We start from the raw sequence: 24799 nt of genomic DNA on the forward strand, positions 1-24799 counted from the left end.
CAGTATAATTGTTCAAAACAGCGTGTATTGACGCGACAAAACGTTGCGTCGCGCAGATTTGCCGACTAGGAATTCGCCGGCCTGCGGCCCCTGCGGCTTTTCGAATTCGCCAATAACGCCCGCAGCGCTTTGACATTACACGCCGTGAAAACCGGATCGTTTTCGCGGCCTTGCGGCGAAAATGGAGGGACTACGTGGACGAGGACACCAGCACAGCCAAGGAAGTCGATCTGCTCGAGCTCACCGCTCACATCGTATCGGCCTATGTCGCGAAAAACCGCCTGCCCGCTTCGGACCTGGGCGGACTGATCGCCAGCGTCGCCTCCTCGATCAGCGGGATTAGCCAGCCGGCGGTGCCCACGGCGCCCCCACCGACCCCCGCCGTCAATCCCAGGCGCTCGGTGACGCCGGACTACATCATCTGTCTCGAGGACGGGAAGAAGTTCAAATCGCTGAAGCGCCATATCGGTGTGCATTTCGGCCTGACACCGGAAGCCTACCGCACCAAATGGGGCTTGCCGGTGGACTACCCGATGGTCGCCCCCAACTATGCGGCGTCGCGTTCGCAGCTCGCCAAGTCGATCGGCCTCGGCCGCAAGGCGGAACCGGAGCCGGCAAAGCCGGCCAAAGGCAGAAAGGCCAAGGCGCCCGCCTGAGATCGCTCGCCTGAAATAACGCGCCTGCACCAATGGTTTAAGCAAGCCTGCCGAGGAATCCGCCTTGGCAGGCTTGCTGCTTTTATGGCTTGGATACGGTCTGAGACCGGGGAGCAGGCCAGCCATGAACTACGCCAGGATGGTGATCGAGAAGGAAGCGCCGGAGGAATACGGCTACGACCGCATCCGCTACAACCTCTCCGAAAGCTCGATCGCCGACCAGAAACTCTCCGACATCGGCCTCGCGCTGCCCGACCTCACCTTGTTCTATGGCGAGCATCGCGGCGACAAGGACTTGCGGGCGCTGATCGCCGGGCAGGACAAGGGCGTTTCTCCCGACGATGTGCTGGTGACCGCCGGCGCGGCCGGCGCGCTGTTCATTATCGCCACGTCGCTGCTGTCGCCCAATGACCATCTCGTGGTCGTGCGGCCGAACTACGCCACCAACATCGAGACGCCGAAAGCGATCGGCTGCGCCATCTCCTATGTCGACCTCGATTTCGACCGGGGCTTTGCCGTCGACATCGAACGCGTCAAGACAGAGCTGCGGCCGAGCACCAAACTGATCAGCGTCACCTGCCCGCACAACCCGACCGGCACGATGATGACACGCGCCGATCTCGACGCGCTGATTGCGCTCGCCGAACATCGCAAATGCCGGCTGCTGGTCGACGAGACCTATCGCGACCTCTCCTACAGCGAACGCCTGCCCGCCGCGGCCTCGCTCAGTCCCGCCGCCATCAGCGTCTGCTCGTTGTCCAAGGCCTTCGGCATTCCGGGCATCCGCATCGGCTGGCTGGTAACCCGCGATCCGGAGCTGCAGGAAACCTTCCTCGCCGCCAAGGAGCAGATCGGCATCTGCGGCAGCGTCATCGACGAAGCGATCGCCCGCACCACGCTCGAACGCCGTGACGGCTTTCTGGCCTCGCTGCTCCCCGAAATGGCCAGGCGCCGCGACATCGTCCAGGCCTGGATCGACGGCGAGCCTCTTGTCGACTGGGTGCGGCCGCAAGGCGGCGTCGTCGGCTTCCCGCGGCTCAACGTCGATGCCGGCTTCGACCTCGACACGTTCTACAGCAGGCTGCTGGAGGAGCACGGTACCTATGTCGGTCCCGGCCACTGGTTCGAGATGCCGAAACGCTTCTTCCGCCTTGGCTTCGGCTGGCCGACGGAAGCGGAGCTGCGCGGCGGGCTTCACGCCATCTCCGCCGCGTTGAGAGGCTGAGCCGCCATTCGGGGAGAAAATTTCGATTTTCTTTGATCCGGCGCGGATTTTTTGCGCGCATGGCGAAACGAACTGGGCTAAAGGGTTGCGGCCGGACCAGCGCCCACCGTGGAAGTGCCCCGCCGGCCATCGTCGCAACGGGGCCTCAGATCATGACCGTCGAAACAACGTCACCCGACCAGCGCTACGCCGCGTTCCGGCACCGCCCGTTCCTCAGCTATTGGACGGCGCGTTTCCTCACGACCTTCGCGACCATGATCGTTTCGGTCGCCGTCGGCTGGCAGGTCTATGACCTGACCCGCGATCCGTTCGACCTCGGCATTGTCGGCATCGTCCAGTTCCTGCCTTCGCTGCTTCTGGTGCTTGTCACCGGCGTCGTCGCCGACCGCTTCGGCCGCCGGCTGATCATGACGCTGGCGACCCTGGTCGAGGCCGGCTGCGCGCTGGGTCTGCTGCTTCTGACACTGCGCGGCCTGACCAGCCCCCTGCCGATCTTCATGGTGCTGGTGGCGTTCGGCATTGCGCGGGCCTTCTACGGCCCGGCCTCGTCCTCGCTGTTCGCCAATCTGGTGCCGCAGGAGGATTTCGCCAACGCGATCGCCTGGAACTCGTCGGCCTGGCAGACCGCGACCATCGTCGGCCCCGTCGCCGGCGGCCTGCTCTACGGCGTTTCGGCCGAAATCGCCTACGCGACCGCCGCCATATTGATGCTCGCCGCCGCTGTGCTCATCTTCACCATCCCGAAGCCCGCCCAGCAGACGGCCACCGACAAGCCGACCATGCAGACGCTGTTTGCCGGCTTCGGCTATATCTGGGGCGAGAAGATCGTGCTCGGCGCGATCTCGCTCGACCTCTTCGCCGTGCTCCTGTCGGGCGCCTCGGCGCTGCTTCCGGTCTATGCGCGCGACATATTGGATCTCGGCCCCTGGGGTCTTGGCCTGTTGCGCTCGGCCCCGGGCATCGGCGCCATCTGCGTCGCCGTCTGGCTTGCCGGCCATCCGATCCGCGATCATGCCGGCAAGATCATGCTGGGCTTCGTCGCGCTGTTCGGCGCCGTCACGGTGCTGTTCGGCGTCTCGACCATCACCTGGCTGTCGATCGTGGCACTTGCCCTGCTCGGCGCCACCGACATGTTCAGCGTCTATATCCGCGAGACGCTGATCCAGCTTTGGACCCCGGACGAGGTGCGCGGCCGCGTCAACGCCGTCAACCAGGTCTTCGTCGGTGCCTCCAACGAGGTCGGCGAATTCCGCGCCGGCACCATGGCGGCGCTGATCGGCACGGTTCCCGCCGTGGTGATCGGCGGCATCGGCGCCGTAGCGGTCGCCGGCCTGTGGGCCTATCTGTTCCCGGCGCTGCGGCAGGTGCGGCATCTCAACAGCCGCAATTGATCGAGTTCCAGATCAGGTCGACGGCACTCACCGGCCCGCCGTTAGGGGTATGGGGCTTGTGGCTAGGCTGCGAGGGCACCGATGCGGAAGCTCAGGTCGGGAGCAGATCTATTCCGAAAAGCTCACGCTGACGCCGCGCTGCCGAAAATAGGCTTGCATCAACTTGCGGCCGGCACGGTTCTTCTGCACCAGCTTGGCCGGATCGAACACCGCCTGTTTTTTCCCCTCCCGTGCCAGCGCCGCCTTGAGCGTCGCGATATGCGCATCGATATCGGCATTGTCGGCTCGGAGTGAGGCATAGATATTCTCGGTCGCCTCGGCCAAGGTCGGTTCGTTCACAGGTGTCGTCCTTCGGTTGGTTGGGCGGCGCATAACACAGATGGTGGCCGCGCCGATACCATCCATTTTTGTTCCTCGCGTTTTGAGGGGACGGCTTCTATTTTGGACAAGGCCCGATGCCGATGAGGAGAGGCGGGCTCTCACCTGATAGGAGGGTTACGTTGTGAAAATACGCACGACGACGCACAATCATCCCGGAGAACCAGGCGTCATTCTGCTGGATCAGCCATTGGCGAACATGATCGTGGCGACAGACATTCGCGATGGCGCAACGACGCTGTTCGGAACAGTCGACCTGCAGGTAAACTATTCCGGCAAGTACGACATCAGAGTAGAATTGTCGCCGGACGAACTCACGCGCGCGTACCGGCTGCTCGTCAAAAATCTCCTTGAGAAAATACAGGAGCTTACTAGCGAGCAAAATCCTTGAAGGCGTAGGTAATTTTTGAGTCGGGCACAGCCGTTCGAAGCAAATTCGGTTTACCCTATCCCACCGCCGGCCTGCCAAAAATCAGCCCCAGAAACTCGCCCAGCCAGCGCTTGAGATGCATGTCCCAGATCAGCCGGCCGCCGAGATGGTCACGGCCGGGCTGGGCGCCGGGCAATTCGAAGCGATGCGCGCCGCGCACCACCCAGCGCTGCATCATCGCCCGCGTCAGCTCGCCATGGAACTGGATGCCCCAGGCATTGTCGCCATAGCGGAAAGCCTGGTTGGGATAGGTTTCCGCCGTTGCCAGCAGCGTCGCTTCCTTCGGCAGCGAAAAACCCTCGCGGTGGAACTGGTAGACCATCTCCGGCCAGTGCAGCAGCTTCTTGCCGGCGTCGGTCGGCTTCAGCGGGTACCAGCCGATCTCGACCAACCCCTCGCCATGGCCCTCGACCTTGCCGCCGAGATGGTTGGCCAGCATTTGGGCACCGAGGCAGATGCCGAGAAACGGCCGGTTTTCCTTGAGCGGGATTTCCAGCCAGTCGGTCTCGCGGCGGACGAACTCGTCCTCGTCATTGGCGCTCATCGGGCCGCCGAACACCACCGCGCCGGCATGGTCGTTGAGCGTGCCGGGCAATTCGTCGCCGAGCGGCGGCCTACGGATGTCGAGATCGAAGCCTTCTTCCAGCAGCATATGGCCGACGCGACCGGAGCTCGAATTCTCCTGATGCAGCACGATCAGGATTTTGGGTCTCGGCCTTGGTCTGGATGGCATGGAAGGCGAAGGGTCCTGTTATTCGTCGCTCGACTTGCCCCGCGCGCCGGGCGCCTCGGCCGCCGCCTTGCGGCGCGCCTCGATGCGATCGTGGCGCTCGACGCCGATCAGCTCGGCGACCCGCCAGACGGTGTTGTCCTCGAGCTCGTGCAGCTCGCCGTCGGCATAGACGATTTCCCACATCAGGCCGATGAAGGCCTTGCGCGCCTCGGCGTCGAGATCGCGCTTCAAGACGCTGGTGAAGGCATAGAGGTCGATCGCCTCGTTGTCGGCACGCTCGCCGGCCGCGGCCAGCGCATCGAGCTCCGCGCCGCTCACCGAATAGGTCTCGGCCAGGATCTGCTTGAACCGTTCCCATTCGACGTCCTGGCGCACGCCGTCGGCGTTCATCACATGATAGAGCAGCGCGGAAGCCGCGACGCGCGGATCATCGGCGCTGGGCTTGGCCTCGCCGGCGGCCGGCAGATCCCTCAGGAAGGACAATACGCGCTCGAACATCGATGTTTTTTCCCTGCCCACCAAAACCGGCTCCAGAACATAGCCTCAGAACAAACGAAACCGGCGCGGCGATTTTTCCGCAGCCTCGTCAGGCGCGACACCCGGATCGTCCGGGAGATGCGGCAACTCCGAACCTTGGCCGATGGTTCCCGTCTCATCGACGGTCTCGGCCACCGCCTTGTCCTTCTCGCCGCCGTTCGTCGGCACCGGCTTCTCGACCGCCGCATCGGCAACAATGTCTACCGCCTTTTCGGCCGGTGCGGCGGGCGCAGCCGTGATTGCCGGCACCGGGATATCGGTCTCGCTGTCGATCAGCTGGCCGAGCCGCTCCATCGGCGCGCGCCAGGTGAAGGCGTCGAGCTTGCCGGTGACCGGCGACACCGGCGCCCAGCGCTCGGAGATGACGCCGTCCGCCACCCAGGCGGGATCGCGCGGCGCGCGCACGGCCTTCGACAGCAGCTGCCGCACCTTGCCCTGGTCACCGGTCTCGGCTTCCTCGATATCGGCGAGCAGAAGATAGGCGCCCTCGCGACGATCCATGCGGATCGCGGACTCCGCCTCGCGCCGGGCCGTCGCGTAATCCTGCGCGTCAAGCGCGGCGCGCGCCACGGCCATCGCCGACTCGGCGTGGTTCTTCTTCAATTCCTGCAGCTTTTTTGCCCGGTTGAGGCGGTCGAGCACGGCGTCGCCCGGCCTGGCATGGGTGTAGAGCTCGGCGATGTCGGGATGCGGCTCGGCCTTCCAGGCGGCCTCCAGAATCTTGGAGCCCTTGCGCACGTCGTTTTGCCGGATAACCAGATCGGCGGCGATCACCGCGGCCGGCGCGAAATCGGGCGCCAGCTTGTTGGCTTCGAGCGCCGCTGTGCGGGCCGCGTTCGGATCGCTGTCGACCAGCGCCTGCGCCTTGGCGGTCAGCAGCACGGCCCTGCGGCGGTTGGCGGCGTCGCGCTCGATCTGCCGTGTCGATTTCTGCGCCTCGACCAGCTTCAGCGCGCCGTCCCAGTCGCCGCGTTCGGTCAGCTCCTCGAGCGTCGATTCCGCCGCCCAGGCAAGCTGCGGCGCCACCGCAGCGGCGCGGCCAGCATAGTGGCGCGCGGCATTGCGGTCGCCGAGCCGCTCGGCCTCCAGATAGAGCCCACGCAGGCCGAGCAGCCGCATCTCGGGATCGTCGAGCATGCGCTCGAATTTCTCGCGCGCGCCCTCATGGTCGCCTTCGAGCAGCGAGGCCTGGGCGTCGAGCAGGTTGACCAGCGGCTCTTGGTCGGAGCTGATCAGCTTCGCGGCCTCCTTGGTCTTCTTGCGCGCCAGCGCGCCGTCACCGGCGCCGGCGGCGATCATACCGGTCGACAGCGCCTGGTAGCCGCGGTCGCGGCGGCGCACCCGGAAATAGCGCGAGATCGTGTAGGGGCTGTTCCACAGCGACTTCACCAGCCACCAGACGATCATCACCGCGGCGACCACGGCGACGATCGCCACCGCCGCAACCATCAGCGTGACCTGGTACTGGTAGCCGTTGAAGGTGACGAGCATCTCGCCCGGACGATCGGCCAGCCAGGCAAAGCCCAGCCCCAGCGCGAAGACGACGGCGAGGAAGACGAGGAGGCGGATCATCGTGTCGTCCTCATGCCTTCGTCGCGCCGGCAATCAGCGCTTCGAGCTGCTTTTCGACGTCGAGCCGCGCCTTGAGTTTGCCGGCAAAGTCGGCGCCGGCGGCCTTCGCGGCATCGGGCAGCGTGTCATATTCGCCGAGCGCCTTGGCGTAGTCGCCCTGGGTGACCGCCACTTCCATGCGGGCGACGGTTTCCGGCGCGCCCTTGCCTTCGATGGCGCCGACCGGCCGCACCTTGACCAGCGATTCCGCGCTCGACACCAGGCTCTGGAAAAAGCCGGCATTCTGGTCGGCCGGCTTGGCCGCCTCGACCATAGCGTTGGCGGCGGCATCGGCCTCCGACGCGATGGTGGCGCGGGTCGGCACGCCCTTGTCGGCATAGGAGCGCAGCGTCGCGAGTTCCGGCGCATCCGGCGCGATCGCGGCGAACGTGTCGAGCTCGGTCGCGAACGGCGCGCCGCGATCGAGCGCCGACTTCAGCGCCGAAGCCGCGATCGCCAGCGCGATCTTGGGCTGCGAGGCCTGCGCCTCGACCTTGCCGGAAAGCTGCGACACGGACTGCTCGAGTGCCGCGACCCGACCGTCCTCTGCCTTGGCCGCGTCGCCGGTCGATTTCACCTGAGCGTCGAGCCCGGCGATCTTCTCGTTGAGCGGACCGAGATCGACAGGCGCCGCATTGCCGTTCTTCCGCAGGTCGGCCACAGCCGTCTCGACCTGGCCGACCTTGTCGCCGAGCGCCTTGAGCGCGGCGCCGTCGCCGCTCTGTCCTGCGGTGGATTTCAGCGCCGCCACATCGGCCTTGACCTGCTCGAGCGCCGACGAAAGACCGTCGACCTTGGCGGTGGCTCCGGTGTCGCCGCTTTCCTTCAGCGCCGCCATCTCGCTTTTCAGCGACGCGATCTCGCCAGTGACGCCGTCGAGCGATCCGCCGCCCGACCCCGGCGCGCCAAGCAGGCCCACCGCCTGCAGCAGGCCGGCGCCGGCAAGCGCGATCACGCCGCCGATGACGCCCGCGGCGATGGCGTTGACGCCGGTTTTGCGCGACGGTTGCAATACGCGATCCTCATTCCGTGTCTCGTTTGCTTTCGATGCCGCGGCGCTGGCGCCAGCGGCGGATGCGTCCTCGAAATTGTACTCGAAGCCCCTGGGCTGGCTCTTCGGTGCATCCGAGCCGCCGGGATATGGCTTTTCCGGCTCGTCCTTGCCGGCCTCGGGCTTGTCGGCCGCTGCTTGAGCTGCATCGCTATGCTCCCACGGCTCGATATCGGCCTGCTCGGCGTGGATCGGCTCTTCAGGCGCCTCGGGCTGCGAAGCGGCGACGGCCTCTTCCGCCTTGGCCTCGTCGGTCTGCGCGGCATCGGCCTTGGCGGCATCCTCGTCGGTGATTCGCGAGACGGCGCCGGGCTCGAGTTCGATGGTCACCGGCTCGCGCCGTGTCTTCGAGTGTCGCATCTTCGGCGTCTTGACCATGCTTGGGCTCCGCGAACTGGCTTGAGGATGGTTCAAAGGGTCCAGGGGATGCTCTAGCACATCACCAAGCGGTGAAAAGGGGCGGTGTGATGACGCGGCTCAGCGCGTTTGCGACAAAAGCGCCAGCAACGCATCTTCCTCTGGCTGCGGGGCGATGCGGATCGTTTGACGGGCGATCCCCTGCAGCGGTTCGGCGACACGCGCCGAAAGTGCCAGGAATTCTGTCTTTTCAAAGAGCTGCCGTAGCGCAGGCCGCGCGATCAGGCTGACCAGCGCCGCACTTGCCTTGGCCGAATAAAGCAGCGCGGCGTAGACCGGCCGGCCCGACAACCGGGCGACCACATCGGCATCGCCATGGTCGATCGCTGTTGTGTCGTAGGTCTCGATCGCCTGGACATGCACGCCGGCCGCCGCCAGCCGGCGCTCGAACAGCGGAAAGCGCACGTGGCCGCACAGATAGACGATCGCCTTGCCGGCAAGGCCGTTGGCGATGCCGTCGGCCAGCGCTTCGGCATCGCCCGGACCTTGCGCGACCGATGAAAATCCCGCCGCACGGCAGGCTTGCGCCGTCCTTTTGCCAACCGCGTGGCAAGGCAGGCGCGCAAGCGCCGCGATCAGCGCCCCGGGCGCATGCCGCACCGCATTGGCGCTGGTGACGGCGACCGCGACCGCATCGCCGACAGTCGTCTCGACCGGCAATGCGCTCGTCTCGGTCAATGGCAGCAGGATCGGCTGGAATCCCAGGGCTTCGAGGCGTCGTGCCGTGCGCGACGCGCCGGGCTCCGGCCTCGTCACCAGGACGCGGACCATGTCAGGCCCAGCCGTCGAAGAATTTAGCACCGGCCCTGGCGCGAACCGTCCGCGCGGCGTCCAGGCCGATCTCCGCGGCGCCCGCGGCCTCGCCGTCCAGCCGAACCTCATGCGATTCCGTGCCGTCGGGCGAGATGATCAGCCCGGTGAAATCAAGTTTTTCGCCCGAGACCGTCGCATGGCCGGCGATCGGCGTGCGGCACGAGCCGTCGAGCGCGGCGAGGAAGGCGCGCTCGCAGGCCAGGGCCTGGCCGGTCGGCACGTGATGGATCGCCGCCAGCATCCTCTCGACCTCGCGGTCGCCGATGCGCGTTTCGATGCCGATCGCGCCTTGTCCCGGCGCCGGCGGGAAATCCTTCAGCGACATCAGGTCGGTGACGACATGTTCGAGCCCGAGCCGCTTCAAGCCGGCATAGGCGAGAATCGTGCCTTCGGCGACGCCTTCATCTAGCTTGCGCAGCCTCGTCTGCACATTGCCGCGGAACATCACCACCTCGAAATCCGGCCGCATGCGGCGAAGCAGCGCCTGGCGCCGCAGCGACGACGACCCTACCGTGGCGCCATGCGGCAGGTCGGCGATCCGTTTCACTGTCTTGCCGATGAAGGCGTCGCGCGCGTCCTCGCGCGGCAGGAAAGTGATAAGCTCCAGTCCATCGGGCAGCACCGTCGGCATGTCCTTGGAGGAATGCACGGCGATGTCGATCCGGCCGTCGAGCAGCGCTTCCTCGATTTCCTTGGTGAACAGGCCCTTGCCGCCGGCTTCCGACAGCGGCCGGTCCTGGATGCGGTCGCCGCTGGTCGAGATCGGCATCACTTCGAATGCCTGCTCGGGCAGCCCATGCGCCTGCATCAGCCGCGCCCGCGTCTCATGCGCCTGGGCCAGTGCCAGCGGGCTGCCGCGTGTTCCGATTTTCAAAGTTTGCATGGCGCGCGGTCCGTGATAACCCCCGGCAGCTTGAGGTCTGCCGGGCCTTTTCCTAATTGGGAATGGTCGGTGACACAATCTTTGAGGCTAGCGACGAATTGATCCGCGTTCTGGGCATTGAGACGAGCTGCGACGAGACGGCGGCCAGCGTGGTGGCGCTGGACGGCGTTTCCGCGCCCGAAATCCTGTCCAACGTGGTGCTGAGCCAGATCGAGGAACACGCGGCCTTCGGCGGCGTCGTGCCCGAGATCGCCGCGCGCGCCCATGTCGAGGCTCTCGACGGGATTGTCGAGGCGGCACTTGAAGATTCCAAGGTGTCGCTCGACGAGGTCGACGCGATCGCCGCGACGGCGGGGCCAGGCCTTGTCGGTGGGCTGATCGTCGGGTTGATGACGGCCAAGGCGATCGCCGCTGCCGCCAACAAGCCGCTGATCGCCATCAACCACCTGGAAGGCCACGCGCTGACGGCGCGGCTGACCGACGGTCTCGACTTCCCCTATCTTTTGTTGCTCGTCTCCGGCGGCCACACCCAGATCGTCGCGGTGCGCAGCGTCGGCGACTACCAGCGCTGGGCGACCACCATCGACGATGCGCTGGGCGAAGCCTTCGACAAGACGGCCAAGATGCTCGGCCTGCCCTATCCCGGCGGCCCGAATGTCGAGAAGGCCGCGGCCAGTGGCGACCCGCGCCGCTTCGCCTTCCCGCGCCCGATGAAGGGCTCGGCGCAGCCGGATTTTTCGTTCTCGGGCCTCAAGACGGCGGTGCGTCAGGCGGCAACCGCGATCGCGCCGCTGAGCGACCAGGACGTCGCCGACATCTGCGCCTCTTTCCAGGCGGCGGTGGCCGACGCATTGGGCGACCGCGTGGCGCGCGCGCTTGCCCGCTTCCGCCGGGAATTCCCTCGCCAGGTAAAGCCGGCGCTGGTCGTTGCCGGCGGCGTCGCCGCCAACCGCACCATCAAGGCAACGCTTGAAGCGCTTTGTTCGCAAGCCGGCTTCGCCTTCGTCGCGCCGCCGCAAAAACTCTGCACCGACAATGCGGCGATGATCGCCTGGGCCGGCATCGAACGGCTGCGCGCGGGCATCGCCGACGAGAACGCCGCCGATTTCGTGCCGCGCTCGCGCTGGCCGCTCGACAGTGTTTCGGCACCACTGGTCGGCTCGGGCCGGCGCGGTGCCAAGGCATGACGTCCAAGCGATCCATCAGCAGCTGGCGCGTCGCGGTACTGGGCGGCGGCGCCTGGGGCACGGCGCTGGCGCTGGCCATGCTGCGCGCCGGCCATGATGTCCGGCTCTATGCGCGCGACGCTGAGACCGTCGCTGCCGTCGCCCGCGGCGAGAACCCGCGCTATCTGCCCGGCATCCAAATCGCGCCCGGCATCGCGGCCACCAGCGATATGGCCGCCGCGCTCGACGGCGCCGACTGCGTGCTCGCCGTGACGCCGGCGCAGTCGCTGCGCGCCGTACTGGCCAATGCCCGCAACCATGTGCCTCAGGGAGCGCCGCTGGTGCTCTGCGCCAAGGGCATCGAGCGCGAGACCGGCGCGCTGCTCTCGGCGATCGTAACGGAAAGCCTGCCAGACAATCCGGTGGCAGCACTGTCCGGTCCGAGCTTCGCCAGCGACGTCGCGCGCGGCCTGCCGACGGCCGTCGTGGTCGCCGCTCGCGACGGCGATCTGGCGGCGGAGCTCGCCGCGCGCTTTTCGGCGGAAAACCTGCGTTGCTATTCCAGCGACGACCTGATCGGCGTCGAGATCGGCGGCGCGCTGAAGAACGTCTTCGCCATCGCCGCCGGCGCCGTCACCGGCGCGGGCCTTGGCGCCAGCGCCCAGGCCGCCATGGTGACGCGCGGCTTCGTCGAATTGCGCCGCATCGGCGCCGCCTTCGGCGCCAGGCCGGAGACGCTGATGGGGCTTTCCGGCCTCGGCGACCTGCTGCTCACTTGTTCTTCCGCGCAGTCGCGCAACTTCGCCTATGGCCTGGCGCTCGGCCAGGGCAAGCCGCTTGCCGGCCTGCCGCTGGCCGAAGGCGTCCCGACGGCCAGCATTGCCGCCCGCATCGCCGCCGAGCGCCAGATCGATGCGCCGATCATCTCGGCCGTCGCCGCCATCCTCGACGGCAAGGTGACCATCGGCCAGGCCGTGACCGCGCTGATGACACGCCCGCTCAAGACCGAAACCGACATCTGAACCATCGGAGTTTGAAAGATGCTGTTTGCGTTGATTTGCAAGGACAAGCCCGGCAGTCTGCAGCTGCGCGTCGACACGCGGCCGGCGCATGCGGCGTTCCTGGAAGGCTTGATCGGCGAAGGCAGGCTTGCCTTTGCCGGCCCCTTCCTCGACGCCGATGGCAAGCCGGACGGCAGCCTAGTGATGATCGAGGCGCCGGACATGGCTGGCGCCCAGGCCCTGGCCGCCGCCGACCCCTACGCCAGGGCCGGCCTGTTCGAGAGCGTCCAGATCCGTCCGTGGAACTGGGTGTTCCAGAAGCCCGCCGGCGCGTGATCCTTCGCCGCCCTCGCCGCGGCGCCGGCGAGAGAGTAAGCATAGGCGGCAACGCCGTGCACGGCGCGCCGACAATGGCAACGGGACAAACGATATGAATTACTGGCTGTTCAAGTCCGAACCCTCGGTCTTTTCCTTCGAGGCGCTGAAGGCCAAAGGCAAAGCCGGCACGCAATGGGACGGCGTGCGCAACTACGCCGCCCGCAACAACATGAAGGCGATGCAGATCGGCGATCTCGGCTTCTTCTATCATTCCAACGAGGGGCTCAACATCGTCGGCATCGCCGAGGTCTGCGCGCTGGCGCATCCCGACAGCACCACCGACGATCCGCGCTGGGAATGCGTCGACATCCGGGCCTTCAAGGAAGTGCCCAAGCCGGTGACGCTGGAACAGGTCAAGGCCAATCCCAAGCTCGCCGAGATGGCGCTGGTGCGGCTTGGCCGGCTTTCCGTGCAGCCGGTGACGCCGGCCGAATGGAAAGAGGTCTGCCGCATGGCCGAGCTCAACCCGGCACCGTGACGAAGCTCGCGCCGAAAAGCGCGAAAAAGTTCATTCTCGACAACACGGCGCTGATGGCGCCGGCGCATGTGCCGGAAGTGCTTCTGCACCTCGCCGACGAGGCGCATGATCTATGGCTGCGCACCGAGGAAGAACTGGCCGAGATCGGCCTGCCGCCGCCTTTCTGGGCCTTCGCCTGGGCCGGCGGCCAGGGTCTCGCCCGCTATGTGCTCGACAATCCCGGGACCGTGCGCGGCAGGCGCGTGCTCGACTTCGCCTCCGGTTCTGGCCTCGTCGCGATAGCGGCGATGAAAGCTGGTGCTGCGCGGGTGGTCGCGGCCGATATCGACCCGTTCTGCGAAACGGCAATCGCCATCAACCTCGAAGCCAACGCCGTGGAGGCGCAATTCCGAGGCACGGATTGCGTCGGTTCCGACGATGGCTGGGACGTCGTGCTTGCCGGCGACGTCTTCTACGACAAGGCTTTCGCCGACCGGCTGCTGCCCTGGTTCACCAGCCTGCGGGCGCGCGGCGCCGAGATCCTCGTCGGCGATCCGGGCCGCGCCTACCTCCCCAGGACCGGACTGCAATCGCTTGCCGTCTACCAGGTTCCGGTGACGCGGGTCCTGGAGGACGCCGAGGTCAAGCGCACGACCGTCTGGCGCCTTGCTTGACGCGACGGGCGAACAAGCGTTCCATCGCGTCTCGATCTGGAGGGGAAAAGCATGGATTTTTCGGTCGTGAACTGGCTGGCGGTGATTGTCGCCGCCGTCGTCGCATGGTTGTTCGGCGCCGTCTGGTACATGGGCTTGAGCAAGCCCTGGCTGAAGGCAGCCAGGCTCGACCCCGCCACCATGAAGCGCTCTGCCGTTCCCTTCGTCGTCAGCTTCGTCGCCGAGCTCATCATGGCGCTCGTGCTGACGCTGGTGGTGGGCGCGATCACCGGCGGCGAGCCGAACCCGATCGCGGGATTGCTGTTCGGCTTCGTGCTGTGGCTCGGCTTCATCGCCACCACGCTCACCGCCAACCACCGCTATGAAGGCTTCGGCTGGGCCCTGACGCTGATCGATGCCGGCCATTGGCTGGGCGTGATGCTGATCATCGGCGCCGTCATCGGCTGGTTCGGCGCGCCGGGCGCGCCCGCGGGCTGAGGCGCGCCTCTCAGGTAGGCGTCTTCGCCGCCTCCTCGGTAAGCCAATCGCGGAAGGCGACGACGCGCGCGTCGTCCTTCGCGGCCTCGGGATAGACCAGGAAATAGGCGAATTCCGGCGCGACCTTGATGCCGAGCTCGAAGGGCCGCACCAGGCGCCCTTGCGAAAGATCATTGGCAACCATGGCGAAGTCGGCGAGCGCCACGGCATTGCCGTCGAGCGCCGCCTGGGTGGCATCGGTCGACGAACCGAAGACCAGCGTGCGGCTGTCGTCGAAATCGTCGACGCCGGCCGCGTGCATCCACATGCTCCAGTTCGGCCAGGTCACGCCCTGCCGCGACCATTCGATATGCGCAAGCGTGTGGTTGAACAGGTCGCGCGGTTCCTTCAGCGGCGGACCCGCCGCCAGCAGCGCCGGGCTGCACACCGGGATGATGATGTTCTCGAACAGCCTGTGCGCGCAAAGCCCCGGATATTTGCCGGCGCCGAAGCGGATGCCGATATCGACATCGTCCCGGTCGAAATCCCTGACATCGTAGGTGATATCGAAACGCAGCTCGATGCCGGGCTTCTGCTGGCGGAAATCGTCGACGCGCCGCATCAGCCACTTCGTCGCGAACTGGGCGTCGAGCGTCACTTTCAGCAAAGAGGTCCCGCGCGTCATCTTGCGGGCGCGGCTGACGGCGCGGTTCAAAAGGTCGAGCGCATCGATCGACGCGTCGTGCAGCACGTTGCCTGCCTCGGTCAACCGGATGGTGCGGCTGGTGCGCGTGAACAGCACCAGATCGAGCTGGTCCTCGATTTCCTTGATCTGATGGCTGACCGCCGCCGGCGTCAGGCCGAGCTCGTCGGCGGCGCGGGTGAAGTTGAGATGCCTGGCGGCCGCTTCGAACGTCCGCAGCGCCCGCGTTCCCGGCAGCAGCTTGGACATGCGATCTCCAAATAAAACTTGATGATCAGAAAAGAACTACTCGTTTCTCGTTTGTTTTTCAATCCAGCATTATGACTCCATCGAAACACCATCAAACCGGATTTGATATCCGGAGAAACACGATAGAGCCATGTCTGAGATCGCCCTGAAGTCCTGCACCCCCCTGGAATCCCCTTCCGGCCTCGCCCTTTGGCTGAGTTCAGCACGCGATTGGCTGCGCCAAGCCCGGGTCGCCGCCCGGCTGCCGCACGAATCGGTCGAAGACCTCTCCGACAGCCAGCTGCGCGACATCGGCGCCGAGCACGGGAACATCTCGAAGGCGATGGATCGAGAGCTTCGCGAGATCGGACTGCTGGGGACAGGTTGGCGGCGGCCGAGGGGCTATTGAGATTCAGGTCAGGCCGAGTCGAAAACGATGGCTTCCGAGAACCGGAGCGGAGCGTACTTGAGGTACGTGAGCACTGGAAGCGCAGGAAGCCATCGTTTGCAGGTCGGCCTCACCTGAATATCGATAGCCCCTACCTCACCACCCTCACCACCGTCCTGTCCGACAGCAACGGAAGCAGCCTCGCCATGGTCCGCGCCGTCACCGCCACGCAGCCCTGGGTCGGGGTGAAGCCCGGCCGTGAAAGATGGAAGAAGATCGCGCTGCCGCGCCCGCGCCGGCGCGGCGCGATGTTCCAGTCGAGCACCAGGCAGACGTCGTAGAGCCGGTCGTCGCGCTTCATCCGCTCATGGCTCGCGCCATAGGGGATCTTCACCGGCCGATTGTAGTTGCGGTCGTCCGGCACCTCGCACCAGCCGAGATCCGGACCGATCGGCACCATCGGCAGCCTCGTCCTGCGCCCGCCCGCGAAATGATCGCCCCGAAAATAGCCTGACAGGATGCGCATCGACGCCAGCGGCGTCGCGCCGTCCCCTTCATGCTTGTTGGCGGTGATGCCGCCGCGCCCCAGGGCGCAGGGAAACACCGTTTTGCCGGCCTGCAGGAACCCCTGCGCGGGGTTGCCCGGCCGTGCGCGCACGACCAAAACACGCAAGGCTTTCGGCAAAAATGCGCCCGCCTCATTGCGCGCGCGTTTTTTCTTGTATGATTGTCTCACGGAACAAATCACTGTGATCGGCTGTTGCGCCGGTGAGCTTCCGCATAAATGGGGGGAGGTCAACTGAATATTCTTTTTAAAACAACGGATTGATCCATGACATCACGCACCATCCTGATCGTCGATGACGACGACGACCTGCGCGCCACCCTGGTTGAGCAGTTGGCGCTCTACGAAGAATTCGATGTCCAGCAGGAATCGAGCGCCGCAAAAGGCGTTGCCGCGGCGCGCGGCGGCGTCGTCGATCTGCTCATCATGGATGTCGGCCTGCCCGACATGGATGGCCGCGAGGCGGTGAAGATTCTGCGCAAGGGCGGCTACAAGGCGCCGATCATCATGCTGACCGGCCATGACACCGATTCCGACACGATTCTGGGTCTCGAGGCTGGCGCTAACGATTACGTGACCAAGCCTTTCCGCTTCGCGGTGCTGCTCGCCCGCATCCGCGCCCAGCTTCGCCAGCACGAGCAGAGCGAGGATGCGACCTTCTCGGTCGGCCCCTATACGTTCAAGCCCAGCCAGAAGCTGCTGATCGATCCGCGCGGCGCCAAGGTGCGGCTGACCGAGAAGGAAGCCTCGATCATCAAGTATCTCTACCGCGCCGACCAGAAGGTGGTGACGCGCGACGTGCTTTTGGAAGAGGTATGGGGCTACAATTCCGGCGTCACCACGCACACGCTGGAGACCCATGTCTACCGGTTGCGCCAGAAGATCGAGCGCGATCCTTCCAATGCCGAAATTCTTGTGACAGAAAGCGGCGGCTACAAGCTGGTTCCTTAAACATTTCATGATCTAGAGCAATTGCAGGAAAAGCGTGAGGCGGTTGAGCCCGGTGGCTTCGCCGTAGCCTTCCGTCCGGAATTGCGCCAAAAGAGACGAAGCGGTCGGGCGGGACCGCTTCGGGTACGATCCTGGTGCTGGAGGGTGATGGATCGGCTCGATGGATGCCTCGCACGGAGTGCAGGCAGGAAGTGCTGGAGCGTTTCTCGCGCGTCCTTTAGGGCGCGCCGCTCCAAAGGAGGGACTGGACTGACCGCTCGGGGACACAGCTAGGATGGCGTTGGATGACGACATCCACATCCTGTCCAGCGTAAAGCTTTTCCAGGGCTTCACGCAGGAACAGCTGCGTCTGCTCGCCTTCGGCGCCGAGACAACTTTCCTGCAGGCCGACCATAAGCTCTACCGCGAGGACGACGTCGCCGACTCTGCCTACATCGTGGTTAGCGGCCTGATCACGCTCTATCGGGAGCTAGGAGGTGAACGCGTCCCGATCGGCACTGCAGGTCCGGGCACCATGCTGAGCGAACTGGCGCTGATAGCCGACACCAACCGGCTGACCAGCGCGTCGGCTACGGTCGATTCTGAAGTGATCCGATTGAGCCGCAAGATGTTCCACCGAATCCTGGAAGAATATCCGGAGATCGCGGTGCTGTTGCATGAGCGCATCCTGGAGGAATTCCAGCAGATGATCGCCCGCATCGAGGAACTGGCGCCGCGCTTTTCGGGGTGATGCCTGAAAGGCCGCCCCACGCTGGCTTCCTCATTTTAGGGCGAAGCAAGGAGCGAAGCGACGCGCGTAGACCCTAGAATCCATTCCGTGACGTTGACGCGTTGCCGCGTTGCAAAATGGGTTTCCAGGCGAACATCGATGTGGGGAGAGAATTACCTCTGTTCTGCATCGTTGCATCCTTCGACGCAGGTAACGGAATGGATCCTCGGGTCTGCGCGCGTCGCTTCGCTCCTTGCTCCGCCCGTGGATGACGACCGAACGCCAGCGCCGCCCTCTCCCGCAACGCGTCAGTCCAAGTCAAACCTGGCTATCACCGGCACATGGTCGGACGGCTTCTCCCAGCCGCGCGCCGCCTGCAGTATCTCGTAGCCCTTGAAGCTCGGCACCAGGTTGGCGGACGACCAGACATGGTCGAGGCGGCGGCCGCGGTTGGAGGCTTCCCAGTCCTTCGCGCGATAGCTCCACCAGGTGTAGAGTTTCTGCTCGGCGGGCACGTCGAGCCGCATCAGGTCGACCCAGCCGCCGGCCTTGCGCATCGCCTCGAAATTTGTCGTCTCGACCGGTGTGTGGCTGACGACGTTGAGCAATTGCTTGTGCGACCAGACGTCGTGCTCCTGCGGCGCGATGTTCAGATCGCCGACCAGGATCGATGCGGACGATTCGTCCCCGCCCGCCGGCATGCCGTTCATCTCCTGGACGAAATCGAGCTTGTGCCGGAATTTGCGGTTGATCTCCGGGTCCGGCTCGTCGCCGCCGGCCGGCACGTAGAAATTATGCACCAGCACCGACTTGCCGCCCGCCTGCACCTTGACCGACAGATGCCGGCTGTCGTCGATCTCGCAGAACCGCCGCTTCTCGACCAGCTCGATCGGGCGGCGGGCGACGGTGGCGACGCCGTGATAGCCCTTCTGGCCGTGGAACAGGATGTGCTCGTAGCCCGCCTTGCGGAAGGCTTTTTCCGGAAAGAGCTCGTCGGGAACCTTGGTTTCCTGCAGGCACAGCACGTCGGGGGCGTGCTCTTTCAAAAGCCGCTCGACGATCGGCATGCGCAGGCGCACGGAGTTGATGTTCCAGGTGGCGATGGTGAAGGGCATGTGGCGAGTCCGGCAAGAGATCGTCGATCTAGTGCCAGCCGCTCGCGGGAAAGACAAGCCAACCTTTGCGGCTGCAATCGCTTGACCGGGGGACCTAATTCAGGTCAGGCCGAGTCGAAAATCTCCGAGAACCGAAGCGGAGCGTACTTAAAGTACGTGAGCACCGGAAGCGCAGGAGGCCGGCATTTGCAGACCGGCCTCACCTGAATTTACCGCGTCTTGGTATTCAGCTCTCTGTTCGCCGTATAGTCGATGGCAAACGTATCCGGCGGGAAGCTGACGCCTTCCTTGGTATTGAAGATCATCACCGTGGTGTCCTTGCCTTGAGCATCGGTGATCGTCCACTGGCGCAGGTCATAGGTCTTCGGGTCGAACATCATGGTGATCATCGCATTGCCGAAGACCGACTTGTCGGACAGCTTGATGGTGGTGAGGTCGTCCTCTTCCTTGACCGCCTTGACGCGCCCGCCGGAGAGGTCGATGCGGTCGTCGAGCAGCAGCTTCAGCGGCGTCTTCGACAGCGGGTAGAGGTCGGAGGTGTTGAGCTTCTTGTTGAGGATCACCACCGACTTGCCGTCGGAGATGACGCGGAAGTTCGAGGATCCGTCATAGTTGAAGCGGATCTTGCCCGGGCGCTCGAGGAAGAACTTGCCGCCGGTCTGCTCGCCTTTCGGGCCGAACTGGACGAACTCGCCGCTCATCGACCTCACCGAGGAGAAGTGGTCGGCGATCTTCTGCGCCGCCGACGGCACCGCGGCCTGCGCGGCGGCCACGAGCTGATAACCCGGCACGAGGTTGAGAGCGGCGGCTCCGCCAAGCATCAGGCCGAGGCCGAGGAGCTGGCGGCGGGTGATGGCGAATTCTGTCTGGGTCTTCATGCCGGTCACTTTCTGTGATTCGTGTCGCCGCAGTTTCTGGACTCCCACTAGGGCCTAAGTTTGGCGGTGCGCGACAGGCCCGTCGCGCAAGCGCGGGCGTGAGCCCGTCGCATGAAACGCGCCAGACGAATTCCGGTTGCTTGCCGGCCCGGGCTGGCGTCTCGCCGGGCCAGGGGTTGTCGGATTCAGGTCAGGCCGGCCTCACCTGAATATCGACAAACCCTAGAATTTGTCCTCTTCGGTCGGCACCAGTATCTCGCGTTTGCCGGCATGGTTGGCCGGGCCGACAATGCCTTCCTTCTCCATCTTCTCGATGATCGAGGCGGCGCGGTTGTAGCCGATGCCGAGCCGGCGCTGGATGTAGCTGGTCGAGGCCTTGCCGTCGCGCAGCACCACCGCCACCGCCTGGTCGTAAGGATCGTCGGAATCCTCGAAATTGCCGCCGCCACCGCCGCCGGAACCACCCTTGCCCGACGGGCCGTCCTCGTCGTCTTCCTCGTCGTCCTCGGTGATGGCGTCGAGATATTCCGGCACGCCCTGCAGCTTCAGGTGCCCGACGACCTTCTCGACCTCGTCATCCGACACGAACGGGCCGTGGACGCGCTGGATGCGGCCGCCGCCGGCCATGTAGAGCATGTCGCCCATGCCGAGCAGCTGCTCGGCGCCCTGCTCGCCGAGGATGGTGCGGCTGTCGATCTTGGACGTCACCTGGAAGGAGATGCGGGTCGGGAAATTGGCCTTGATGGTGCCAGTGATGACGTCGACGGACGGACGCTGCGTCGCCATGATGACGTGGATGCCGGCGGCGCGCGCCATCTGCGCCAGGCGCTGCACCGCGCCTTCGATGTCCTTGCCGGCCACCATCATCAGGTCGGCCATCTCGTCGATGATGACCACGATATAGGGCATCGGCTCGAGTTCGAGATCCTCGGTCTCGTAGATCGCCTCGCCGGTCTGGCGGTCGAAGCCGGTCTGCACCGTGCGCGAGATCTTTTCGCCCTTCTTCTCGGCCTGTTGCACGCGAGCGTTGAAGCCGTCGATGTTGCGCACGCCGACCTTGGACATCTTGCGGTAGCGGTCCTCCATCTCGCGCACGGTCCATTTCAGCGCGACGACCGCCTTCTTCGGATCGGTGACGACCGGCGTCAAAAGATGCGGGATGCCGTCATAGACCGAAAGTTCGAGCATCTTCGGATCGATCATGATCAGCCGGCATTCCTGCGGCGTCAGCCGGTAGAGCAGCGACAGGATCATGGTGTTGATGGCGACCGACTTGCCCGAGCCGGTGGTGCCGGCGACCAGCACGTGCGGCATCTTGGCGATGTCGACGATGACCGCCTCGCCATTGATGCTTTTGCCGAGCGCCAGCGCCAGCTTCATCTTGGTCGTCTCGAAGTCGCGGCTGGCCATGATCTCGCGCAGATAGACGGTCTCGCGCTTGGTGTTGGGCAATTCGATGCCGATGGCGTTGCGGCCAGGCACGACGGCGACGCGGCACGCGATCGCGCTCATCGAGCGGGCGATGTCGTCGGAAAGGCCGATGACGCGCGAGGATTTGATGCCGGGCGCCGGCTCCAGCTCGTAGAGCGTGACGACCGGACCGGGGCGGACATGGATGATCTCGCCCTTGACGCCGAAATCCTCCAGCACGCCTTCGAGCAGGCGCGCATTCTGCTCCAGCGCGTCCTTCGAAAGGCTCGCATCCTTGGCGATGTTCTTCGGCTCGGAGAGAAAATGCAGCGACGGCATTTCGAACGTGTCCGAGCCGATCAGCGAGGTCTGCGCCTCGCGCTGGACGCGTGACCCTGGCACCGGGCGTGCTGCCGGCGCGGCGACGCGGGTCGCGGCATCGGAGCGGAAATTCTGCACCCTGGCGCCTGCGCCCCGCCGCTGCGCGGGCGCCTCGTCGTCGAAGTCGTCGAGGTCGACGTCTTCGTCCTCATCCTCCTCGTCGAAGATATCCTGGTCGGCCGGGTCGACCGAGACGCTGCGGTCGTTGACCATGGCGGCGAAGAATTCCGGCTCGACGCGGGCGCGGCCGCCAGGGCTCATGCGGGACTCGGCGAACTCGGCCGACTCGACCCGCTCGGCGGCGCGCCGCCAGGCGCTGGCCTTGGGCTCCATCGGCGGTTCGAACTCGTCGCGCTCCCGCCTGCGGCGCTCGGCGCGGCGATGCAGGTAGGCGCGGAACGACAGCCACCAATGGGTGACGGCGCCGAGCGCGAGTATCCCTTCGTCGCCCTCGTCCTCATCCTCGTCGAACAGCATCTCGTCCTGCTCGCGCGGATCGGGCGCGGCGGTGCGCTCCATGACGGCAAAGCCGTTCTTGCGGGCAATCAGCGCCGAACCATAGGCAAACAGCCACAAGGCGGGAGCGGCAAGGATGACTGCTATGATCGTCGCGAAAAGGCCTTTCGGATAACCGCCGACGGCGATGCCCGGAATCTTCAGCACCATGTCGCCGAAGACACCGCCGAGCCCGGTCGGCAGCGGCCAGGTGTTGGGCGGCGTCACGCAGCCGGCGATGGCGGCGGCCAAAAGCGCAAAGCCGAACCAGCCGAAGCCGCGCTTCGGCAACTTGTCGACGCCGCGCGCCGAAAACAGAAGGAAGCCCCAGATCACCGCCGGGACAAGGCCAGCGACGGCGGCAAGGCCGAAGAACTGCATCGCAAGGTCGGAGAAGACCGCGCCGGCATAGCCCATGGCGTTGGTGACGACGTTGCTGGTGGCATGCGAGAAGCTCGGGTCGGCGACGTTCCATGTGGCCAAAGCCGCGATGCCGAAGGCGGTGAACAGGAACAGCCCGGCGCCGACCAGCCGCCCGACCTGACGCCGCGCGAATGCCTGGATGCCGTGCCCCGTATCGGTCAGCGCGAGCGGTGCTGAGGCGCCTGAACGCATGCTCTTCCCCGTGATCGTTGCCTGGCCGGGCGCATGGCGCATTCCGGCAGATTCGAACGTCAGACTATCGGGGGGAAGGTTAAGGCCGCATTAACCATGGCTCTTTACCGGGCTTCGGCTCGAACAAAGATGGCAGGCCTCGCGGCCCGCCACCCTGTGCGTTGAAAACGCCAAAACGATCGGGCCCTTCCGGACCCGACCTTCCGCGGGATCACCTGTTGCCGGCGTAGGTCACCAGATTGCCGCAGAACTCGGCGTGAGGCTTGCTCATCGCCGCGTCCTGGCATTCCTTCATCATCATGTCCTGCTTGTCCTTGGGCATCGCCGCCCAGGCTGCTTTGAAGTCGGCCTCGGGCTTCATGGTCTTCATGCTGGAGTCGGTGAAGAACGGGGCCATGTTGGCCGGCTCGTCGAGAGCACCGGCAAGTGCAACGCCGCTGATCATCGAAAGAGCCATTGCTCCCAGGAAGATGTTCTTGATGTTCATCAGGTGGTTCCTTCCCTCTTGTTTGGCGGACGCCTTGATGGCGCTCGCTATCCCAGTACGGAACCTGGAAGGTCGATGTTTCACTGAAGCGCGATCAAGTGAATGTGATCGAGACTTCGCCAGGCAGGCGCCGAGCAAAAAGGAGGCCCGGAAGAACCTTCCGGGCCTCAAGGCGTGAGCCCCTTTTGGGGGCGTCACGACGGGATCTTGGGAGGAATTCCGGGCCGGCGGGAGGAGGATCCGCCGGCCCTCGGGGCAATTCCAACGGTTTCCCGTCCGGAACTGCGCCGAAGCAGAGAGCAGAGCCGGCCTTACGGCACGACTTCGCCGTGCTGGGTGACGTCGAGGCCTTCGACCTCTTCCTGCGTGGACGGACGCAGGCCGACCAGAGCCTTGACGATGTAGAGGATCACGAAGGTGGCGATCGCCGTCCACAGGATGGTGAAGGCGATGCCGTAGAGCTGCTTGCCGACCGAGGCGTCCTTGCCGAGCGCGTTGATCGCCGGATCCGCCAGCGCGCCGGTGAGCAGCGCGCCGACGATGCCGCCGACGCCGTGCACGCCGAAAGCATCGAGCGAGTCGTCATAACCGAACGCATGCTTGAGCTTGACCGCCGACAGGTAGCAGATGACGCCGGCCAGTATGCCGACGATGAAGGCGCCGGTCGGGTTGACGAAGCCCGAAGCCGGCGTCACCGCGACGAGGCCGGCGACGGCGCCCGAGATGATGCCGAGAACCGAAGGCTTCTTGGCGACGATCCATTCGGCGAACATCCAGGCCAGCGCCGCGGCGGCGGTGGCGACCTGCGTGTTCATCATCGCCGCGCCCGCAAGGCCGTCGGCCGCCAGTTCCGAGCCGGCGTTGAAGCCGAACCAGCCGACCCACAGCAGCGAGGCGCCGATCACCGAATAGACGAGGTTATGCGGCGCCATGTTGGTGGTGCCGTAGCCCTCGCGCTTGCCGAGCACCAGCGCGCAGACCAGGCCCGCGACACCGGCGTTGATATGGACGACCGTGCCGCCGGCGAAGTCGAGCACGCCGGCCGAACCGAGGAAGCCGCCACCCCACACCCAGTGGGCGATCGGCGCGTAGACGAAGACCAGCCACAGGCCCATGAAGATCAAGAGCGCCGAGAACTTCATGCGCTCGGCGAAGGCGCCGGCGATCAGCGCCGGCGTGATGATGGCGAAGGTCATCTGGAACATCGAGAAGACGAATTCAGGGATGTTCGCCACGCCCGGCGCCCATAGCGTCGAGACGGTGATGCCGTGATGGAAGAATTTCGAGAAGCCGCCGATATAGCTGTTCGTGGCGCCGCCGTCGGAGAAGGCGAGCGAATAGCCGAACATGAACCACAGCACCGTCACCAGGCAGGTGATGGCGAAGCTCTGCATGATGGTGGCGAGCACGTTCTTCTTGCGCACCATGCCGCCGTAGAACAGCGCCAGGCCCGGAATGGTCATCATCAGCACCAGCGCCGTCGAGGTCAGCATCCAGGCGGTGTTGCCGGTGTCGAGCGCCGGCGCCGGCGCGGCAGGCGCCGCGGCGGTGGCTGCCGGGGCGGCTTCCTGCGCGATGGCGGCGACGGTGCTCATGGCCACGAGCGCGAGCGAAGCG

Annotated in this window: 27 protein-coding genes; 13 read left to right on the top strand and 14 right to left on the bottom strand. The window is 65.4% G+C overall.

Translation table 11 applies throughout. The annotated features are described in order from the left end of the window. Positions 1-194: 194 nt before the first annotated feature. The 3 genes from LB572_RS21895 to LB572_RS21905 all read left to right on the top strand — a co-directional run bounded on the left by LB572_RS21895 (position 195) and on the right by LB572_RS21905 (position 3272). On the top strand, positions 195-656 hold the full coding sequence (locus LB572_RS21895) for a MucR family transcriptional regulator (RefSeq protein WP_140803756.1): 462 nt from the start codon (positions 195-197) through the stop codon (positions 654-656). A 124-nt stretch (positions 657-780) separates the two neighbouring features. Beyond that, complete coding sequence (locus LB572_RS21900) at positions 781-1881, top strand: pyridoxal phosphate-dependent aminotransferase (protein ID WP_224669173.1); 1101 nt, start codon at positions 781-783, stop codon at positions 1879-1881. Positions 1882-2033: 152 nt separating this feature from the next. After that, positions 2034-3272 (top strand): MFS transporter, encoded by a 1239-nt coding sequence (locus tag LB572_RS21905; protein ID WP_140803752.1) that lies wholly within the window; start codon positions 2034-2036, stop codon positions 3270-3272. 108 nt (positions 3273-3380) lie between these two features. On the opposite strand, the gene LB572_RS21910 is transcribed toward LB572_RS21905, so the two are convergent. Beyond that, positions 3381-3644 (bottom strand): hypothetical protein, encoded by a 264-nt coding sequence (locus LB572_RS21910; protein WP_224669270.1) that lies wholly within the window; start codon positions 3642-3644, stop codon positions 3381-3383. 130 nt (positions 3645-3774) lie between these two features. On the opposite strand from LB572_RS21910, the gene LB572_RS21915 reads away from it, so the two are divergent. Continuing rightward, positions 3775-4041, top strand: coding sequence for a hypothetical protein (locus LB572_RS21915; protein ID WP_224669174.1), 267 nt, complete (start codon positions 3775-3777; stop codon positions 4039-4041). A 55-nt stretch (positions 4042-4096) separates the two neighbouring features. On the opposite strand, the gene LB572_RS21920 is transcribed toward LB572_RS21915, so the two are convergent. The 6 genes from LB572_RS21920 to hemC form a co-directional block, all read right to left on the bottom strand. Then, positions 4097-4813, bottom strand: coding sequence for a glutamine amidotransferase (locus LB572_RS21920; protein ID WP_224669175.1), 717 nt, complete (start codon positions 4811-4813; stop codon positions 4097-4099). Between the two features lie 18 nt (positions 4814-4831). Beyond that, complete coding sequence (locus LB572_RS21925; protein WP_224669176.1) at positions 4832-5311, bottom strand: TerB family tellurite resistance protein; 480 nt, start codon at positions 5309-5311, stop codon at positions 4832-4834. Between the two features lie 45 nt (positions 5312-5356). After that, positions 5357-6922, bottom strand: coding sequence for a heme biosynthesis protein HemY (locus LB572_RS21930; protein WP_224669177.1), 1566 nt, complete (start codon positions 6920-6922; stop codon positions 5357-5359). A 10-nt stretch (positions 6923-6932) separates the two neighbouring features. Continuing rightward, positions 6933-8390, bottom strand: coding sequence for a COG4223 family protein (locus tag LB572_RS21935; protein ID WP_224669178.1), 1458 nt, complete (start codon positions 8388-8390; stop codon positions 6933-6935). Positions 8391-8489: 99 nt separating this feature from the next. Next, on the bottom strand, positions 8490-9200 hold the full coding sequence (locus LB572_RS21940) for a uroporphyrinogen-III synthase (RefSeq protein ID WP_224669179.1): 711 nt from the start codon (positions 9198-9200) through the stop codon (positions 8490-8492). Between the two features lies 1 nt (position 9201). Then, positions 9202-10125, bottom strand: coding sequence for a hydroxymethylbilane synthase (gene hemC, locus LB572_RS21945; RefSeq protein WP_224669180.1), 924 nt, complete (start codon positions 10123-10125; stop codon positions 9202-9204). Positions 10126-10226: 101 nt separating this feature from the next. Between hemC and tsaD the strand changes: the two genes are divergently transcribed. The 6 genes from tsaD (at position 10227) to LB572_RS21975 (ending at position 14278) form a co-directional block, all read left to right on the top strand. Beyond that, positions 10227-11312, top strand: coding sequence for a tRNA (adenosine(37)-N6)-threonylcarbamoyltransferase complex transferase subunit TsaD (gene tsaD / locus LB572_RS21950; RefSeq protein ID WP_224669271.1), 1086 nt, complete (start codon positions 10227-10229; stop codon positions 11310-11312). Further along, positions 11309-12313, top strand: coding sequence for an NAD(P)H-dependent glycerol-3-phosphate dehydrogenase (locus LB572_RS21955; protein WP_224669181.1), 1005 nt, complete (start codon positions 11309-11311; stop codon positions 12311-12313). Before tsaD ends, LB572_RS21955 begins: the two co-directional genes overlap by 4 nt. Before the next feature lie 18 nt (positions 12314-12331). After that, on the top strand, positions 12332-12628 hold the full coding sequence (locus tag LB572_RS21960; protein WP_224669182.1) for a YciI-like protein: 297 nt from the start codon (positions 12332-12334) through the stop codon (positions 12626-12628). 94 nt (positions 12629-12722) lie between these two features. Next, entirely contained in the window at positions 12723-13148 is a 426-nt protein-coding gene (locus tag LB572_RS21965; RefSeq protein ID WP_140803729.1) for an EVE domain-containing protein, read from the top strand. After that, complete coding sequence (locus LB572_RS21970; protein WP_224669183.1) at positions 13103-13801, top strand: class I SAM-dependent methyltransferase; 699 nt, start codon at positions 13103-13105, stop codon at positions 13799-13801. Before LB572_RS21965 ends, LB572_RS21970 begins: the two co-directional genes overlap by 46 nt. Positions 13802-13852: 51 nt before the next feature. Beyond that, complete coding sequence (locus LB572_RS21975) at positions 13853-14278, top strand: DUF1761 domain-containing protein (RefSeq protein WP_224669184.1); 426 nt, start codon at positions 13853-13855, stop codon at positions 14276-14278. A gap of 10 nt (positions 14279-14288) precedes the next feature. On the opposite strand, the gene gcvA is transcribed toward LB572_RS21975, so the two are convergent. Beyond that, complete coding sequence (gcvA, locus tag LB572_RS21980) at positions 14289-15209, bottom strand: transcriptional regulator GcvA (RefSeq protein ID WP_140803723.1); 921 nt, start codon at positions 15207-15209, stop codon at positions 14289-14291. A gap of 130 nt (positions 15210-15339) precedes the next feature. On the opposite strand from gcvA, the gene LB572_RS21985 reads away from it, so the two are divergent. After that, entirely contained in the window at positions 15340-15597 is a 258-nt protein-coding gene (locus tag LB572_RS21985) for a hypothetical protein (RefSeq protein ID WP_224669185.1), read from the top strand. A 130-nt stretch (positions 15598-15727) separates the two neighbouring features. On the opposite strand, the gene LB572_RS21990 is transcribed toward LB572_RS21985, so the two are convergent. Further along, positions 15728-16324: a L,D-transpeptidase family protein gene (locus tag LB572_RS21990; protein ID WP_224669186.1), complete on the bottom strand. Its 597-nt coding sequence runs from the start codon at positions 16322-16324 to the stop codon at positions 15728-15730. A gap of 84 nt (positions 16325-16408) precedes the next feature. On the opposite strand from LB572_RS21990, the gene LB572_RS21995 reads away from it, so the two are divergent. Together LB572_RS21995 and LB572_RS22000 are read left to right on the top strand one after the other, a co-directional pair. Further along, on the top strand, positions 16409-17092 hold the full coding sequence (locus LB572_RS21995) for a response regulator transcription factor (RefSeq protein WP_140803717.1): 684 nt from the start codon (positions 16409-16411) through the stop codon (positions 17090-17092). Between the two features lie 274 nt (positions 17093-17366). Next, positions 17367-17822 (top strand): Crp/Fnr family transcriptional regulator, encoded by a 456-nt coding sequence (locus tag LB572_RS22000; RefSeq protein WP_140803715.1) that lies wholly within the window; start codon positions 17367-17369, stop codon positions 17820-17822. 287 nt (positions 17823-18109) lie between these two features. Here LB572_RS22000 and xth read toward each other — a convergent pair whose 3' ends face one another. From xth to LB572_RS22025, 5 genes are all read right to left on the bottom strand, one after another. Further along, the gene (gene xth, locus LB572_RS22005; RefSeq protein ID WP_140803713.1) at positions 18110-18916 is read right to left on the bottom strand and encodes an exodeoxyribonuclease III; all 807 of its coding nucleotides are present in this window, start codon (positions 18914-18916) and stop codon (positions 18110-18112) included. Positions 18917-19125: 209 nt separating this feature from the next. Then, entirely contained in the window at positions 19126-19794 is a 669-nt protein-coding gene (locus tag LB572_RS22010; RefSeq protein ID WP_140803711.1) for an outer-membrane lipoprotein carrier protein LolA, read from the bottom strand. A 222-nt stretch (positions 19795-20016) separates the two neighbouring features. Then, a complete protein-coding gene (locus tag LB572_RS22015; RefSeq protein WP_224669187.1) occupies positions 20017-22695 on the bottom strand; it encodes a DNA translocase FtsK in 2679 nt (892 codons plus the stop codon). Between the two features lie 211 nt (positions 22696-22906). Then, a complete protein-coding gene (locus LB572_RS22020; protein ID WP_224669188.1) occupies positions 22907-23182 on the bottom strand; it encodes a hypothetical protein in 276 nt (91 codons plus the stop codon). Between the two features lie 311 nt (positions 23183-23493). Continuing rightward, on the bottom strand, positions 23494-24777 hold the full coding sequence (locus tag LB572_RS22025; protein WP_281408529.1) for an ammonium transporter: 1284 nt from the start codon (positions 24775-24777) through the stop codon (positions 23494-23496). Positions 24778-24799 lie beyond the last annotated feature (22 nt).

Origin of the sequence: Mesorhizobium sp. BH1-1-5, assembly GCF_020165615.1 — a bacterium.
GTDB lineage: Bacteria > Pseudomonadota > Alphaproteobacteria > Rhizobiales > Rhizobiaceae > Mesorhizobium.